Annotated in this window: 14 protein-coding genes and 1 tRNA gene; 10 read left to right on the top strand and 5 right to left on the bottom strand. The window is 47.9% G+C overall.

The features are described 5' to 3' along the window. Positions 1-148: 148 nt before the first annotated feature. Positions 149-541, top strand: coding sequence for a hypothetical protein (locus WBV27_RS13100; protein ID WP_424202566.1), 393 nt, complete (start codon positions 149-151; stop codon positions 539-541). A gap of 139 nt (positions 542-680) precedes the next feature. Here WBV27_RS13100 and WBV27_RS13095 read toward each other — a convergent pair whose 3' ends face one another. The 5 genes from WBV27_RS13095 to WBV27_RS13075 form a co-directional block, all read right to left on the bottom strand. Then, entirely contained in the window at positions 681-1,196 is a 516-nt protein-coding gene (locus WBV27_RS13095) for a hypothetical protein (protein ID WP_424202565.1), read from the bottom strand. Between the two features lie 44 nt (positions 1,197-1,240). Further along, on the bottom strand, positions 1,241-2,158 hold the full coding sequence (locus WBV27_RS13090) for a hypothetical protein (protein WP_424202564.1): 918 nt from the start codon (positions 2,156-2,158) through the stop codon (positions 1,241-1,243). Between the two features lie 12 nt (positions 2,159-2,170). Continuing rightward, entirely contained in the window at positions 2,171-2,842 is a 672-nt protein-coding gene (locus tag WBV27_RS13085; RefSeq protein WP_424202563.1) for a class D sortase, read from the bottom strand. Between the two features lie 407 nt (positions 2,843-3,249). Beyond that, positions 3,250-3,618 (bottom strand): cyclophilin-like fold protein, encoded by a 369-nt coding sequence (locus tag WBV27_RS13080; RefSeq protein ID WP_424202562.1) that lies wholly within the window; start codon positions 3,616-3,618, stop codon positions 3,250-3,252. A gap of 778 nt (positions 3,619-4,396) precedes the next feature. Further along, positions 4,397-4,486, bottom strand: a tRNA-Ser gene (locus tag WBV27_RS13075). 216 nt (positions 4,487-4,702) lie between these two features. Between WBV27_RS13075 and sstT the strand changes: the two genes are divergently transcribed. From sstT to WBV27_RS13030, 9 genes are all read left to right on the top strand, one after another. Then, complete coding sequence (sstT, locus tag WBV27_RS13070; RefSeq protein WP_424202561.1) at positions 4,703-5,923, top strand: serine/threonine transporter SstT; 1,221 nt, start codon at positions 4,703-4,705, stop codon at positions 5,921-5,923. A 312-nt stretch (positions 5,924-6,235) separates the two neighbouring features. After that, a complete protein-coding gene (locus tag WBV27_RS13065; RefSeq protein WP_424202560.1) occupies positions 6,236-7,618 on the top strand; it encodes an MATE family efflux transporter in 1,383 nt (460 codons plus the stop codon). 198 nt (positions 7,619-7,816) lie between these two features. Continuing rightward, on the top strand, positions 7,817-9,187 hold the full coding sequence (locus WBV27_RS13060; protein WP_424202559.1) for a CHAD domain-containing protein: 1,371 nt from the start codon (positions 7,817-7,819) through the stop codon (positions 9,185-9,187). A gap of 144 nt (positions 9,188-9,331) precedes the next feature. After that, on the top strand, positions 9,332-10,306 hold the full coding sequence (locus WBV27_RS13055) for a LacI family DNA-binding transcriptional regulator (RefSeq protein WP_424202568.1): 975 nt from the start codon (positions 9,332-9,334) through the stop codon (positions 10,304-10,306). 327 nt (positions 10,307-10,633) lie between these two features. Further along, complete coding sequence (locus WBV27_RS13050) at positions 10,634-11,554, top strand: ABC transporter permease (RefSeq protein ID WP_424202567.1); 921 nt, start codon at positions 10,634-10,636, stop codon at positions 11,552-11,554. Positions 11,555-11,571: 17 nt separating this feature from the next. Then, positions 11,572-12,453, top strand: coding sequence for a carbohydrate ABC transporter permease (locus tag WBV27_RS13045; protein WP_086943609.1), 882 nt, complete (start codon positions 11,572-11,574; stop codon positions 12,451-12,453). 46 nt (positions 12,454-12,499) lie between these two features. Further along, positions 12,500-14,113, top strand: coding sequence for an ABC transporter substrate-binding protein (locus tag WBV27_RS13040; RefSeq protein ID WP_424202558.1), 1,614 nt, complete (start codon positions 12,500-12,502; stop codon positions 14,111-14,113). A 41-nt stretch (positions 14,114-14,154) separates the two neighbouring features. Next, positions 14,155-15,654 (top strand): glycoside hydrolase family 32 protein, encoded by a 1,500-nt coding sequence (locus WBV27_RS13035; RefSeq protein ID WP_424202557.1) that lies wholly within the window; start codon positions 14,155-14,157, stop codon positions 15,652-15,654. A gap of 54 nt (positions 15,655-15,708) precedes the next feature. Further along, positions 15,709-16,662, top strand: a complete 954-nt coding sequence (locus WBV27_RS13030) for a carbohydrate kinase family protein (protein WP_424202556.1) — start codon at positions 15,709-15,711, stop codon at positions 16,660-16,662. Positions 16,663-16,795 lie beyond the last annotated feature (133 nt).

Below are 16,795 nucleotides of genomic sequence, written 5' to 3'. Positions count from 1 at the left end.
GGACGGGTCCGGCGGCAGAATCTGCTGAACCCAAACTGCTGGAACTTGCGGATATCCGCGAGGATGCGAAAAAAGTGCGGATCTACGACTCGTTGTTTGATGTTTATTTGGATGAACTGGAGAACTTCGAAGGGGAGGTGCTGAAGCCATGAACGAAACGCAAGCCTACATTGGTGCCATCGTGAAGACCCGTTTTGCCTACCATGACCTTGAAACGAACAAGATTGCCTTTAAATCGCGCCCGTTCCTGATCATCGGTGCGGAATATGATACGTTGCCGTGCGATTTCACAGCCTTTCCGATTTCGAAAGTTTCCGCTAGCCAGAACATCGATCCCGTCCACGACATCAAAGTCGAAAAAGAACGCTATCTCAAACTTAGCCTGAATGCGGAAGTCTCCTACATCCGGGTCCATAAAATCCAGACGATCCACAGTTCCCAGCTTGCGATAGGTATCCTGTCTTCGTTGAGCGAGACCTACCCAGATCTCTATGCGGAAGTTAAGGCAGCTTACCGGGATTTTTCCGGCGGGCTATTTTGACTGAACGGAGCCGCGCACACTGATTGGATAGTACCGCACAAAAAAACACCCGTGCATAGGGGAGGTCCATGATGGGCGCTCCTTCTATCCAAGGGTGTTTTACAATCGTTTATGCAAACTCAGCAACGTGCGCTTAAGCCTACACTGCAAATTGAAATCTTTTTTTAGCAACAACAGCTGCTCCAGCTGCAGCTACCAGCAAGGAGATTCCGCCTGCCAAGTAGAGATTGTTTGCTCCAGTCTGTTTGACATCATTCCCCTTTGTCGGGAAAGTAGCGACAACAGTGCCATCTGCACCATAAATGATAATTTCTTTTGAATTCATGGTAACAGTCATGTCCAAAATTGCAGCAGCAGCAGTAAGCTCAGCCAAGATGGCTTGTCCATCAGCTTGAGTTAGCTGATTTACACTTTTCGCTCCGCGTGCATTCACGACAGCTTGCGCATTATTGATGTGGATGATGATCTGATCTGCTTCTTCGGCAGTCACATCATTGGACATCAAATAATTTTTTGCTTGCTGCACATAATTGGATGGCAAGCTGCTTGCTTCCAAAGTTGAGATGATATCATTTTCAGTTGCAGCAGCAACATTCGGTTGTGTTCCGAAGAACAACACGAATGCAAACAAAAGAGATACGATAACTTTTTTCATATATTTTTCACCTCCTTTCAATACATCTGTCAGCCGATGATGAATCAGTATTGTTCCATTTCGGCCGCATAAGCGCGATCCCGGCGGTAAGCAGCTCGTTTGGCCTTGCTGATCAGACTATAGCCAACTAGGCAGGCAATTCCCAAAACGAAGACCAGTGCGCCTGAGCCTAGGAGGAATGTAGTGTAATGCAGAGCTAACGTGCGCAGTGCGGTGTTGATGTAATCCGCTGAAACGGTGATGCGTTGCGGAATCTTGAGAACCAATGCCACAATCGCTGGAATGATGACGAAGGCGGATCCGGAAACCAAGCCGCTGCCGATCCAAATCAGGGAGCGGTGAAGCAGTTTCCTGTTCAACCAGACGAGTGCCCCGGCGATCAAAAAGAAGGCCAGTGGTACAAGATAGAAATAAGCAAGAACGGTTTGCAGCATTTTGCGGACGGTCTGGAATTGCGGAAAAGCAATGACATTATCCAGATTGAACAACATAGTGTGGCTACCAACAATGGCGGTGGCTTCATCGATTATAGTAGCAGTCTGAGCTTGCAAGCCTTCATCGAACGGCTGGTTGTTCTCTGCGGCATAACTCTGAACATAAGCCGTCACAGGCTCTTCGAACATGCTGCGATCAGTCGTCGCTGCATAAAGTGCGTCAGGATCGATCAGATAGTTGAGGGCTTGATCATTGTTAGCGCGGGCAAGCTGCTGCAGACCATATTGATCCATCGCGGCTTCCACGAAAATTGCCTCTGGTATCGACGTTTCCAGACTCAATGTCTTGAATGTAGCGGACAGACTTTCCTCCACCTGGGTGTAGTAGGGGCTGTCATCCAACTGCTGATTGAGGTCGCTTGCACTCAGCAGGATCTGCTTCATGAAGATGACTCCAATCAAGGCGACCACTACAAACATCAGGAGAAAGCTGAGGATCACTCTGCCTATTTTTTTTATGTTTCGCATCAAGGTGCTCCTTTAAAAATTGATTTCCGACAGCGGTTTGCCTTCGACCAATCTTGCGGTCACGACATATCTGTCAGGTGTGTTACCGATGTAGTCGAAAGGATAACAAGTGTACAGCGTCAAAATCTGATCTTCGGAAGGTGCCAGAATACTCTGGTCGGTTCCGCTCTTGATTTCGATGTTGCTGATTTGATACACATAGGTTCCATAGGTCAGCTCAAGGCGGATAGCATCGCCAAGCTGCGCTTCGCCCAGCGTCTTGAAGACGGAATTGGTGTGCCCGGCGATGACAGTGTTTCCGATATCCCCGGGGAATACGGAACCATAATATTGGCCGGCGCCATACAATAGCTGCGTAGCGTCGTCACCGACAAAGACAGGCGAGACGATGCCTGCCGCATCCACACTCAACGTCCCGTATTCATCTCCATATTTCGGGAAGGATACTTGGCTTGCCGTTGTTGCATCCTCAAAAACCGTGCTGCTGTCGCTCAGATTCGTCTGCGCGATCGCGACATCTTGCGGAAAGAACATCCGTGACAAGTAAAAAGCGTAGGAGATATTATCAAAAAAAGCCAAGGAAAGCAGCGTGATACCGGATACGAAAAGCAGTACCGGGATGCCGATCAGCGTACCGAGCCTCCGCCGCTTTGTCCGATTCTTTTGACTTATTTTTTTTCCCATCATTCCACTCCATTCAATTTAGTTGATGCAGCCTGCCATTTCGGGAAATCAGACAGGCTCGCGCACAGGCGAGTTCAAGCTATGTACAAACAACGGATTCGCCACTATATTGCAGGTAACATAATAATGTTAACCTTTAATTTTTTCTTAAAATACTTTTTAAGTGTAAAGTAAAAAACTGCTGATGTCCATGAAAAACCATCATTTGGGGGCAAGATGTGGATAATGGATATTTCAGAAGAGAATATCCGATCATGAAGAATAAGTAAAGGGGTCCTTTTGGGAAGGAGGACAAAAAAGAGTGCACCGAAAATCTCTATATACTAAGATATGATTTTCCGTGCGTTAGTTAATCGTTGCTGTGTTTCGGTTTCAATTCTAACCGTGGACTCTTCGAATCATTGCTTTCAAGCAAAAACGATTTCGATTCTGGCGCTGACGGTATTGCCCGCCATTGCCAAGTGGGAGCGGATATCTTCATTAATGTCGCCGAGATGCACAGCTTCGTACGGATGCAACGGTGCATCATTGAACAGAATGGACAAAACACCGAAACCTTGATAACAATAGAGCCCACCAGAACGAGCGTTGCTAGTCATCGGTATATTAAAAACCGGCAATGGATGTGTTAAGGGTGCGTAATATTCCTGATCAGCGTATCTTTTCAATTGAAGCTCAATTGGTCCTTGAAAACTTAACACATCCGTAACCGTGTTCTCTGGCATAGCGGCAGTATAGGCAATGCCGTCAATCATCAATTTCATTACTTTTGCCATCATGCAGCCTTCTCTCGGAATAGTCTGGGGAACGGAATCGATCCTCTTTTGTTTCAGATTAACACTTGAAGTGGACTCCAAGTCAATACCTACCTAATAGAAGGTGTATAAATTATCATATGATACAACAAAGCCGCCACTTCATTTTTCCAGTTATTTTTCAATATTAAATTTAGAGACTTTGAAATATGATATGACGTATGTGTATGGTTCACATTTTTTCATTTAGTTTCACAGTGGTAAAATTCAAGCATAAGTCAGAAAGGCAAAAAAATGCATCGATTTTTTTTTTACTGGAGGAATATTATTATTAGTGAATGGGATTTCTTATGGGGTTTAAGTGGACAAACCTTAAGTCTTTGAGAGATAGTGGACACAAATTTCAAGAGATGAGTTTAAAAGAAGAAAAACAACTTTATTCTCGAATGATCAGTAAATGAAATTAACTTAAATTTGACTTAATAACAAGGGGTTTTATAATTTTGAAACAATTTAATAGTAGGTTTAGGCCCTGGTCTACTCCGCGCTCTCAGGGCGGAGTAGACTTATTTCTGCTTGCATACTAGTAGAACGAGGTCAGACTGTGAGGAACTAGGCCGAAAGCACAAAAAAACTACCCTCGATTGAGAGTAGTCAAAGCGTTGCCCATGTCAATTCCACGTCCACATGCACGCCTATTTACTTGCAATTGGTTTAAGTCGATCATCGGGAGATAGGCGTTTTTATTTTTAACTAAAGATTTCCTAAAAACCACTGTATTCATCGAAAACCATTATGAAGGAGAATGGGGGATTCGAACCCCCGCGCGCCTTTCGACACCTAACGCATTTCGAGTGCGTCCTCTTCAGCCGGACTTGAGTAATTCTCCATAAATGATATTATAACGCTTTTCGAACAATCAGAAAAGAGGAATTTTCAAAAAGTGCTCAAAAAGGCAGAAACAGTCTTGGAAGTGGCCCTGTTGATGTGTCTCTCTAAACCGGAAATTTAAAGGTTTTGTTCCTTGATAGATTAAATTATGGTAATATACAATTCTGCGTACTCATCTTTTTATTACTTTTGCATAAATCAGGAGGAATTTGAATTGTATAAATTAATGAATCACTGGTACAAGTTGAGCCTTGTCAAACGTATCATCGCCGGTCTTATCATAGGTATTATTCTTGCCGTAACGGTTCCGGATGCAGCAAAACCGATCACTATTTTTGGAGCTCTGTTTGTCGGCGCTTTGAAAGCAATCGCGCCGATGCTGGTCTTTTTCTTGGTTGCATCCGCGATTTCGCAGCACAAAAAAGGCCAACAGACGAACATGAAATCCGTCATCGTGCTCTACCTTTTAGGGACCTTCTTGGCGGCACTCGTAGCCGTGGTAGCAAGCTTCATTTTCCCGGTTACTTTGACCTTGGGCGCCGGGGCCGAGGATGTCGCCGCTCCAGGCGGGGTTGTGGAAGTCCTGAAGGCGTTGCTCCTGAACGTCGTGGACAATCCGGTCAAGGCGCTCTACAATGCCAATTATATCGGCATTTTGTCATGGGCCCTTATGCTCGGCTTTACTCTGAAGAATGCCGCAGCTTCAACCAAGCTGATGTTGTCAAATGTTTCTGATGCGCTGACGGAAATGGTCAGAATCGTCATTGCCTTCGCACCATTGGGGATCATGGGGCTTGTGTTCGATGTCATCGCGACAAGTGGAATCGGCGTCCTGTTGAGCTATGGGAAATTGCTTGCGGTCCTGATTGGATGCATGCTATTCGTGGCTTTGGTAGTCAACCCGATCATCGTCTACATCTATATCCGTTCCAATCCGTTCCCGCTTGTCTTCAGATGTTTGCGGGAAAGTGGCATCACAGCTTTCTTCACACGAAGCTCCGCTGCAAACATCCCCGTAAACATGACGCTTTGCGAGGACCTTGGACTGGATAGGGACACTTATTCCGTATCTATTCCGCTTGGTGCTACCATCAATATGGCCGGCGCGGCGGTAACGATTTCCGTCCTTACCTTGGCGGCGGTCAATACCTTGAATATCCCTGTGGATTTCGCGACAGCTTTCATTCTTAGCATCCTGGCAGCAATCAGCGCATGCGGGGCATCGGGTGTTGCCGGTGGTTCCCTGCTGCTTATCCCGCTCGCGGCCAGCCTGTTCGGCATCCCGAACGATGTGTCCATGCAGATAGTCGGTGTCGGTTTCATCATCGGTGTCCTTCAGGATTCATTCGAAACAGCCCTCAACTCATCGACGGATGTCCTCTTCACTGCAACTGCCGAATTCGCGAAACGACGCAAGGATGGCAAAATCGCCTAAAACTGAACAAGCCAGCCTGCTCCCAAGCATGCCATTGATCCCGAATCGGATCAGTGGTATGCTTTTTTTTTGATCATCGAAGTAGTAGTGGGTTCTGGGCAGTCATACGACAAAAAGTTTGTAAGCATATTTAAAGGTCTTTGCCTGATCGCTGTTCTCGTGAAAGGGATAGGCCTATTATGAAACTTTGTTGAACAGAAATTTATAAGCAGAATAGTTGCTCAAAAATATGCTATACTTGAAGAAAGAATGAGGATGGACAAGTGAGTGTTTGGTGCTTTGCATCAGAGCACGAGTCGTAGGAGGTTGGTTATGGGGGAAGAGAAGCAAGCGGACATAAAGCAGCTGAAAAGTCCGATCAACAAGGAAATCATGAACATCGCGTGGCCGGTTCTGATTGAACTGGTCCTGAGCTCGTTGTTCGGGATGATCAACATGATGATGTTGGGGAACATCGCGGACCATGCCTACGCTGCGGCAGCCGTTTCGGCGGTTGGGGTGACGAACCAACCGCTGTTCCTTGGGCTGGCGGTGGTTCAGGCGCTGAACGTCGGCGGCACGGCCTTGATCGCACGCTATTTCGGAGCCGGTAAACATGATCGGATGGAAAACGTCATGAAGCATGTCATGATCATCAGCATGATCCTTTCCGCCCCATTGGCCCTGGCTGCCTTTGTCTATTCCGATCAGATCATGGCCTTCATGGGTGCGCAGCCGGATACAGTCGAAGTTGGGCGGCTGTATTTCCGCATCACCTGCATCAGCTACCTGTTGCAATCCTTCAACTTCAGCATTTCCGGTTCTTTGCGCGGGATCGGTGAAACGCAGATTCCGATGGGCGTGAACTTGCGCGCGAATTTCCTGAACGTCGGCGGCAATGCTTTGCTGATCTACGGACTGTTCGGAGTGCCGGCCTTTGGCATCGAAGGCGCAGCGATTTCGACAGTCATCGCCAACACGGTCGCCTGCTTCCTGCTGATCCGTTACTTGCGTTCCGGCAAGAGCAAGCTGAATTTTTCCTTCGCGCATCCTTTCCATTTTTCGATGAAAACGATGAAAAGCTTGGCGAAAATCGGACTGCCTTCAGCGTTGGAGCAACTAGTGCTGCGTTCCGGAATGATTCTGTTCATCCAGATCGTCTCGGGCTTGGGGACTGTAGTCTTTGCCGCCCACAACATCGGCATGAATATCCTGTCACTGTCTTTCACACTGGGACAGGCTTTCGGGATCGCGGCATCTTCTTTGGTTGGTAGGGCACTGGGAGCCGGTGACGCGAACCTGGCCGAAAATTATGCCTCGCGGACCGCTAAAATCGGCAGCCTGTGGGGCGCGATCATTGGAGTGGCTTTCTTCTTCGGAGCCGAGTACATCGTCAGCTTCTATTCAAGCGATCCAGAAATCATCCGGAATGCCGCAATTGCCATCCGGGTTGCGGCAATCACGCAGCCTTTCCAGTCGCACCAACTGATTGTTGCGGGTTCGCTGCGCGGGGCAGGGGATACGATTTTCCCGCTGATTTCGACTTTCCTTGGGATATTGATCATCCGCGTCGCAGCCGCCACCTTCTTCGTGCAGGTGCTCGGACTGGGCATTCTCGGCGCCTGGCTGGCTGTCATGTTGGATCAGATCATCCGTTGGTTCCTGATCGCAATGCGTTTCCGGTCCGGCAAATGGAAAAGGATGAAGCTGACCTAAATTAGCTCGAGAAAAGTGCTGCCAATACGCATTTTCAATAATTCAATAAGCTACAATTTGTTCCCCTCTTTCTGAAAAAGAGGGGGATTTTTTTCACATGCTCTGCTTAAAAATGGTATACTGTTCAATGAGAGAACGGTTACAAATCATCATCTGGTAGCCGCAAGAAAGAGGCCAATATAAAGGAGGATGAGCAGTATGGGAGGACAACTGATACTGATTCGGCATGGAATCGCGGAAGAGCGTACGCCTGAAGGGGATGACTTCTACAGAAAACTGACGGAAGCAGGAGTGGAGGAACTGACTGCGTTTCTGCCCGACATCGCACCCTTACTGACCGAGAGCGGAAATTTGAAAATATGGACGAGCCCGTTGGTAAGGGCGCGCCAAACAGCTGAATTGGTGGCTGAAGCCACGGCTGTCGAAGAGATCCAACCGCAGGAATTTTTGGCGACCGGTGATTACATTGCCTTCATAGAAGCGTTGAAACAGGAGGAGGATGGCTTCACCTTGGCGCTTGTCGGGCACGAACCGTATATGAGCAGTTGGACGAAAGAATTGATCGGTGCGGCGATTCCCTTCAAAAAAGGGGCGGTTGCATTGTTCACGGTCGATCTGACCGCGGAACCGATCGGCAATCTGGAGTGGCTTTTGGCGCCGGGAGAATCAGCGAAACGCAAACACGCAGACGTCTTCGATAAAAAACATGCGGCGGATAAGCATGAAGGGACCGCGGATTGCTGTCAGGGCGAGGGCGAAGACACTTTGTACGCCGATATCATAAACGAACAGATGGCAGGCGTTCAGCATGCCTATGCGGCTTACCAACAGGATCCGGGCGAGCCGGAATCGGCGCATGCGCTGCGGGTGGCGATCCGCCAACTGCGGGCTTTGTTGAATTTCAACAAAGCGAACGGCGAGGAGAAATATTACCGGGAAGCGGGCGAAGACTGGCGTGACATCGCGACCACCTTCGGATACCTGCGCGAGCTGGATGTGCTGATGGAAGAATGCCGCGAACTGCGCGGTTTGTATCCGGATATGCTGGCCGAGGACGGCCAGGTCATGACTTGGTTGATGGAAGAGCGTCAAGGCGAACAGGACAGCATCCATGAATTGATCACAAGTGGCGCCTTGACCGAACGCATCCTGGATGCGGAAGCCGCAACTGCCCAATTCCTGAAATCCATCAACTTGGATGATGACCAGCAGAAAAAAGCGACAATCAAGAAAATTGAAAAGATGAAGAAACGACTGATGCGCAAGTGGGAAGAAGTCGACTTCTCCAACCATGAACAGACCCACAGCCTGCGCATCAACGCCAAGAAACTGCGTTATGCCGCGACCTACCTCGCTCCGATTATGGGTGAGAAGGACAAGGAAACCATCAAAGAGATGAAGAAAGTCCAGACCGCACTCGGTACCCTCTGCGACTTCGACATCAACGGCCACCTGCTTTTGGAGATGGCCGACAAGACCGACGATCCCGAACTGCAGCACCACTTCAGAATACTCAGTGAGCACCAATTCCAGCGCAGAGAGGCGATACTGAACGACGAAGCGGATTAAACAAAAAATATCCCGCTCCATGACCGGTTTTCGGTTAATGGCGGGATTTTTTGTGTGGGCGCCTATACATATTTTGTTGACTCTGCTATCATGATAATTAGATTGTAAGTGTATACAGGAAAGGAGGTGTTTCAATTGGGAACAATGAAAGACGTAGCTGCTTTAGCCAAGGTGGGTGTCGGTACCGTATCGCGTGTGCTGAACAATTCCGGAGCCGTAAAAGAATCGACGCGCAGAAAAGTGGAAGCAGCGATGAAAGAGTTGAATTATATTCCGAATGCCTATGCGCGTGGCCTGAAGATGAACAAGACGCACACAATCGCATTGATCATTCCGACGATTTGGCATCCGTTTTTTTCGGAGTTCGCCTACTATGTGGAGCGGAATTTGTCTGAACATAAATACAAGATGCTGTTGTGCAACTCCGATGTCAGCAATGACAAGGAGCTGGAGTATATCCAGATGGTCCAAGAAAACAAAGTGGACGGCATCATCGGCATCACCTATTCGGATTTGGACAGTTTTGTTTCGTCGCATTTGCCTTTCGTCACCATTGACCGTCATTTCAAGGAAGAAACGGTTTGCGTCACATCGGACAACTTTCATGCAGGTGAGCTAGCAGCAGAAAAGCTGGTCGAGAAGGGGTGTAAAAAACTCGGCTATGTCGGAACGCATTCACGCTTTCCTAGCGAGACGACAAAGAGAAGGGACGGCTTTGAAGAGCAAGCTGAGCTGATGGGAATTCCGTATGCCATCTACGATGGTGAAGACCCAGTTGTGGAATTCAAACAGGAGATACGAACCTTTTTCGAAGAAAATCCGGATGTGGATGGCGTATTTGCCCACACAGATTTTATTGCTTTGGATATTCTGGAAATTTTGGATGAAATGAAACGCAAAGTGCCGGAAGAAGTGCAGATCATCGGGTGTGATGGCATCAAGATGGAAGCAGGGCGCAAACAGATCGTATCGACTATCCGTCAGCCTGTGGATTTGATGGCCAAAGCCGCAGTCGAAAAAATCATCCAAGTGATCGATGGCGAACCCGTCAAAACGAAGATCACTTTGCCTGTCCATTACATAGAAGGGCCGACGACGAAAAATGAAATTTTAAAATAATATGTTTTTGGTATTGACAGAAAACGGTTACTGAATTATTATATGTTTAAATCAAAAACATATTTTTTTGAAGCAAAGTGGAAACGTTTCAATTACCGAATAAACGTTTCCCTATTTCTGAAATCGCGGGCAGGTTGGTTATCGATCAACCGCACCGATTTCAAAAGTAGCATGCCGATTCTTCAGGATGTATTTTTTTTGAACTAAAGTGGAAACGTTTCAATTGTCGAATAAGAACCTTTCTACATTTTTTTTGAAGCAAAGTGGAAACGTTTCAATTTTTTAAAAGGAGGAGTTAGATCAGTCATGAAAAAAAGCCAGACAAGCATCAAACCAAAGGGCACACAAACAAAATGGGAATTCATCAAACAGCACCGAATGCTCTACTATATGCTGTTGCCGGGACTGTTACTCACACTGGTATTTAAATATTTCCCGATGTACGGCATTCTCTTGGCTTTCAAGGATTACAACCCGCTGCGTGGGATCATGGGAAGCGAATGGGTGGGAGTGGAAAACTTCGTACAGTTCATCGACTCACCGAACTTCTCAGTGTTATTGGAGAATACGCTCAAAATAAGTATTTACGGACTGATCTTGGGGTTCTTCCCGCCGATCCTCTTGGCATTATCCTTGAATCATCTGATCAGCACAAAATGGAAGAAGCGATTCCAACTGATTCTGTATGCACCGAACTTTATTTCCTTGGTGATTGTTGTGGGGATGCTGTTCATGTTCCTGGCCGCAGATGGCCCCATCAACGGATTTATTGAAACCATCACCGGTTCGCGGATCACGTTCATGACCGACCCGAATTATTTCCGGACTTTGTACATCCTATCCGGCATTTGGCAAGGAATGGGCTGGGCATCGGTCCTCTACACAGCCACACTGGCAAACGTCAGCCAAGATCTGATCGATGCAGCTCACATGGACGGCGCCAATATCTTGTACCGGATCTGGTACATCGATCTTCCGGCGCTGCGCCCGATCATGGTCATCCAGTTCATCCTTTCTGTCGGGGGGATCATGAACGTTGGTTATGAGAAAGCTTTCCTGATGCAAACATCTATGAACCTGCCTGTTTCGGAGATCATCTCGACCTACGTCTACAAAGTCGGATTGCAAATGGGGGATTACGGATATTCAACGGCAGTCGGGTTATTCAATACAGTCATCAATGTCATCTTGCTGTTGGCCGTAAACATGATAGCAAATAAAGTAAGCACTGATGACGCGGCTTTATAGAGAGAGAGGAGAACAAAATGATAACGTTGACAAAATTTGACCGCAGTGTCCTGCTGCTGAACCGCATTCTGATAGGGCTTCTGGTATTGATCACTCTATCGCCATTGCTGTATGTATTGATTGCTTCCTTCATGGATCCCTTCATTCTCCGCTCACAAGGCCTGAGTCTGAATCCTGCGAATTGGAGTTTGGATGGCTATAATCGAGTGCTGAAGGACCCGGCAATCATAAGAGGTTTTGTGAATTCGATTTTCTATTCGTTCACTTACAGTGCATTGACCGTGGGGGTATCGATCTTGACTGCCTATCCTTTATCAAGAAAAAAACTGGTAGGCAAACGACCGCTAACAATCTTTTTTATAATCACGATGTTCATAGGTGGCGGGTTGGTTCCTACTTATTTATTAGTGAAAAACCTGGGCATGTTGAACACCGTCTGGGCAATTGTCCTTCCAGGCTCAATCAATGTTTGGAACATTATCTTGGCCCGGACGTACTTTCAACAATTGCCCGCCGAGTTGGAGGAGGCAGCCATCATTGATGGCGCGAATGAACTGCAGATATTCTTTAAGATCATGCTGCCATTGGCGAAACCAATCATTTTCGTGCTGTTCCTCTACGCTTTCGTGGGTCAGTGGAATTCTTACTTCGATGCCATGATTTACCTGAATGATGCAGACCTGCAGCCACTCCAAATTGTGCTGCGAAAAATACTGATTCAAAACCAACCGCAACAAGATATGATCGGATCGGCGACTCAAATGGCGGAAATGGCCCAGTTGGCTGAACTGATCAAATACTCAACAATCGTCATCTCCAGCTTACCGCTTCTGATCATGTATCCATTCTTCCAGAAGTACTTCGATAAAGGGATGATGGCAGGTTCACTCAAAGGTTAGGCAATACGCAACACAAAATAAATACACTATAAAGGAGAAATACAAAATGAGAGTAAAATACCTTGGCACAGCACTATTATCCACAGCAACAGTTTTGACTTTAGCAGCATGCGGTTCTTCCGGCGGGGCCTCTTCCCCCGATTACGAATTGACCAATGTATCGTTCCCTTTGAAGGAAGAAGTGACCTTGAAGATGTCCACTTCCAGTTCGCCATTGGCACCGGCTGATCCGAATGAGAAGTTGATCTTCCAGCGTTTGCAGGAGCAATCGGGCGTGCAAGTCGAATGGAAAAACTATTCTTCGGATTACATTGAAAAACGGAATCTGGACATTTCCAGCGGCGACTTGCCTGATGCCATGTGGAATGCCGGCGCCAGCGACTATGATCTGCTTTCCTGGGCGGAAGACGGCATCATCATTCCCTTGGAAGACCTGATCAATGAACATATGCCGAACTTCAAAAAAGTATTGGACGAAAATCCGGAATATTTGGCCATGGTTACAGCGCCGGACGGCCATATCTACTCCCTGCCATGGATCGAAGAATTGGGTCAGGATAAAGAGTCCATCCATACCGTAAATGATATTCCGTGGATCAATGTGGATTGGTTGGAAGCATTGGGCTTGGAGATGCCGCAAACAACGGAAGAATTGATGGTTGTATTGGAAGCATTCAAAACCCAAGACCCGAACGGCAATGGCAAAGCGGATGAAATCCCGATGTCCTTCATCAACGATGGCGGAAATGAAGACATGAAGTTCCTCTTCGGCGCATTTGGCATCGGCGACAACGATGATCACTTGGTAGTCAATGATGACGGCACAATCGACTTTACTGCCGACAACGAAGAATTCAAAAATGGCGTCACTTATTTCAACGACCTTTACAATAAAAACCTGATCGATGTGGAAGCTTTTGAACAGGATTGGAATGCCTACGTGGCGAAAGGGAAAGAGCAACTGTTCGGCGTGTATTTCTCATGGGATAAAGCCAACGTTTCGGGAGCGAATGATTCCTACGAGCCGCTTCCTGCACTGGCTGGTCCGAGCGGAGAAAAACATGTTACGCGTACGAACGGCTTCGGATTCAGCCGTGACCGTTTCGTAATCACAAGCGCCAACAAAAATCTGGAATTGACTGCCAAATGGGCAGATCAAATGTACGTGCCGATCCAATCTGTGCAGAACAACTGGGGCACTTACGGAGATGAGACGCAGCAAAATATCTTTGAATATGTAGAAGCTACCAATTCGTTGAAGCATCTGCCGTTGGAAGGCACTGCACCAGGCGAATTGCGCCAAAAAACAGAAGCTGGCGGACCTTTGGCAATCTTGGATGAATACTACGGAACTGTGACGACAATGCCTGATGATGCAAAATGGCGTTTGGATATCTTCAAAGACACGTACTTAGCAGATGTTCATAATCAATTCAATTATCCACGCGTATTCTTGTCATTGGAACAGGCAGACCGGATTGCTCAAATCGAAGCGGATTTGATGCCGTTCGTCAACAGAAAACGTGCAGAATGGATCGCTAACGGCAAAATTGCCGAAGAATGGGATGCCTATGTAGAAGAGCTGAACCGTTTGGGACTGGAAGAATGGATGCAAATCAAACAAGAAGCTTATGATACATACTTGTCAAACAATAAATAGCAATAAAGAAAACAAAACAAATCCAAGAAATGAGGGGTAGCGTGAATATCCAAAGTCAAGCGGCCTATTCAACCGATCGGGCCAACCGATACATAGCAGAAAATAAAGGGTCGGTGAATCCTCTTTACCGGAATCACTACCATGCATCACCGCCAGTGGGCTGGATGAACGATCCGAACGGCTTCGTCCAGTTCCAAGGGGCGTACCACCTGTTTTATCAATTCCACCCGTATGATGCGAAATGGGGCCCGATGCACTGGGGCCACATGAAGTCGACGGACTTGATCCATTGGGAAGACTTGCCTGTCGCCTTGGCGCCGGATCAAGCGTATGACCGGTCCGGTTGTTTCTCAGGAAGCGCCATCGAGCGGGACGGAAAACTGTATCTGCTTTATACAGGCGTGACCGAAGCCAATGAAGAAGGCGTCCATCACCAGGTGCAGTGCCTGGCGGTGTCGGAGGATGGTCTGCACTTCGAGAAAGTGCAGCAAAATCCGGTCATCCCGGTTGCGGCTTTACCGGCAGATGCTTCCCAGATCGATTTCCGGGATCCTAAAGTTTTTGAACACGAAGGCATGTACTATACGGTAGTCGCCTCCAAGGCTGGCGACGAGACAGGGCAGATTTTGCTTTACCAATCTGCTGACTTGGTGGAATGGGAGTTTGCCTCCGTCTTCCTGAAGGGGAACAAGCAACAAGGGATCATGTGGGAATGCCCGGATTTCTTCCGCTTGGATGGGAAAGATTGCCTGATCTTCTCGCCGATGCAATGGCCGCAGGCTGGGGATGATTATCAGAATCTGAATGCGTCGGTATTGGCTGTCGGCGAGGTGGATTGGACGACGAAACAGTTCCACCCGGAAAGTTATCAAGAGTTGGATCACGGTTTGGATTACTATGCTCCCCAAAGCCTTGAGGACGACAAAGGCAGAAGGATCTGCATCGGTTGGATGCAGATGTGGGGAAGAAATTTCCCTACAGATGAGCTGGGCCACGGCTGGACAGGATCGATGACGATCCCGAGAGAGCTGAAATGGGAAGATGGCAAGTTGAAGCAATATCCGATCGGCATCGTAGCGAACAGTGACAATCAGGGAGAAATCAGCCCGGTGATCACGATGGCAGATGCTAAAGAAACAATCCCTGGTATCGCAGGGGATTGCGGATTGCTGACGCTGAAAGTGGACACGTCCGAATTGGAAAAACTGTCCATCCATCTCCGTGAGAACGAGAACGAAAGAACCATAGTCTACTATGACAAAGCAAAGAATGAATTGGGAATCGATCGATCCGCAAGCGGCATCGAACTGAAGGGGGAGGAAGCACACCCTCCTGTAAGCCGGAAAGTAGCATTGTCCGGAAAGAGCGATCATCTTGAACTCGCCATTTACTTGGACAGTTCGTCGGTTGAAGTATTTGAGAAGAACGGCGAAGCGGTCATGACCGCAAACGTATATCCAACCGAGACAGCGACGGGCATCTCCTTTGAGTGCAGCGGCAAAGCGGTATTTGAGGAAGCAACTTTTACGCCCTTCATTTAATCGGGTGTGCAGTTAGCTGTGCCGGACAAATATTTTAGGAATGAAGGAGACGTTATGCGGAGAGTTTACACGATTGGAGAAATACTGATTGATTTTTTCCCGAGTGAAATCGGAGTGCCCTTGAAAGAGGTCCAGGGTTTCACCAAACAACCAGGAGGTGCGCCCGCGAATGTCGCGGTGACGGTCAGCCGTCTGGGCGGGAACGCGAGCTTCATCGGCAAAGTCGGCCAGGATGCCTTCGGGGATTATCTGACCGATGTGCTCAAACAGAATCAGGTGGATACCCGTCACCTGTTCCGGACCGCTGAGGCAAACACAGCGTTGGCGTTTGTGTCGCTCCAGGAAAATGGGGAACGCGAATTCAGTTTCTACCGCAATCCCAGCGCGGATATGCTGTTGGACAAGGAAGAGCTGAATGAGCTTGTTTTCACGGCTGCAGACATCCTGCATTTTTGCTCGGTCGATCTGATCGAAGCACCCGTAAAGTATGCGCATCTTGCGGCGCTGGAAAAAATGCAGCAGGCAGGCGGGACAATCGTTTTTGATCCGAATGTGCGCTTGAATCTCTGGCCGGATCCGGAAATGCTGAAGCAGACGATCCAGCAATTCCTGCCGTATGCCGACATCCTGAAAATCAGCGACGACGAATTGGCCTTCATTACAGGCATGGATTCGGAAGCGGATGGGATAGCAGCATTGCTGAAGACGGAGCCGAAATTGCTGATCTTTACAAAAGGCAGCAAGGGAGCGGATCTGTACTTCAAAGGCGAGAAGGCCAGTGTTGCAGGGATCAGCGTCAAAGCGGTTGATACGACAGGGGCAGGCGACTCGTTCATCGGGGCCTTCCTCTATCAGATAGCCGGCAAGGCTGATTGGGAAGAATGCAGTTTGGATGAAATACGCGAGATGGGCCTGTTCGCCAATCGTGTGGCCGCATTGGTGACGACGCGACCAGGCGGCATGCAATCCATCCCGACCCTGCAGGAAGTATTGAGTTTGGAAGTATAATAAATGCAGCACTGAATTTAGGTTCAGAAATAACCTGCAATAACAATGTCAGCAGGGAAATCAGTTCGAATCACAGGCAGAAAAGCCGCCAAAACTGACTTGATGGAGAATTTGTCCACAGTAACCTCAATAT

Origin of the sequence: Trichococcus sp. (genome assembly GCF_049589555.1) — a bacterium.
In the GTDB taxonomy this organism is placed as follows: domain Bacteria; phylum Bacillota; class Bacilli; order Lactobacillales; family Aerococcaceae; genus Trichococcus.
This window is presented reverse-complemented; position numbering and strand designations above follow the sequence as displayed.

Excerpts from the sequence above, each read along its gene's own strand:
- WBV27_RS13080 (WP_424202562.1), bottom strand. The coding sequence starts at position 3,618 with ATGGCAAAAGTAATGAAATTGATGATTGACGGCATTGCCTATACTGCC.
- WBV27_RS13100 (WP_424202566.1), top strand. The coding sequence starts at position 149 with ATGAACGAAACGCAAGCCTACATTGGTGCCATCGTGAAGACCCGTTTT.
- WBV27_RS13045 (WP_086943609.1), top strand. The coding sequence starts at position 11,572 with ATGATAACGTTGACAAAATTTGACCGCAGTGTCCTGCTGCTGAACCGC.
- WBV27_RS13085 (WP_424202563.1), bottom strand. The coding sequence starts at position 2,842 with ATGGGAAAAAAAATAAGTCAAAAGAATCGGACAAAGCGGCGGAGGCTC.
- WBV27_RS13095 (WP_424202565.1), bottom strand. The coding sequence starts at position 1,196 with ATGAAAAAAGTTATCGTATCTCTTTTGTTTGCATTCGTGTTGTTCTTC.
- WBV27_RS13030 (WP_424202556.1), top strand. The coding sequence starts at position 15,709 with ATGCGGAGAGTTTACACGATTGGAGAAATACTGATTGATTTTTTCCCG.
- WBV27_RS13090 (WP_424202564.1), bottom strand. The coding sequence starts at position 2,158 with ATGCGAAACATAAAAAAAATAGGCAGAGTGATCCTCAGCTTTCTCCTG.
- WBV27_RS13065 (WP_424202560.1), top strand. The coding sequence starts at position 6,236 with ATGGGGGAAGAGAAGCAAGCGGACATAAAGCAGCTGAAAAGTCCGATC.
- WBV27_RS13060 (WP_424202559.1), top strand. The coding sequence starts at position 7,817 with ATGGGAGGACAACTGATACTGATTCGGCATGGAATCGCGGAAGAGCGT.
- WBV27_RS13040 (WP_424202558.1), top strand. The coding sequence starts at position 12,500 with ATGAGAGTAAAATACCTTGGCACAGCACTATTATCCACAGCAACAGTT.
- WBV27_RS13055 (WP_424202568.1), top strand. The coding sequence starts at position 9,332 with ATGAAAGACGTAGCTGCTTTAGCCAAGGTGGGTGTCGGTACCGTATCG.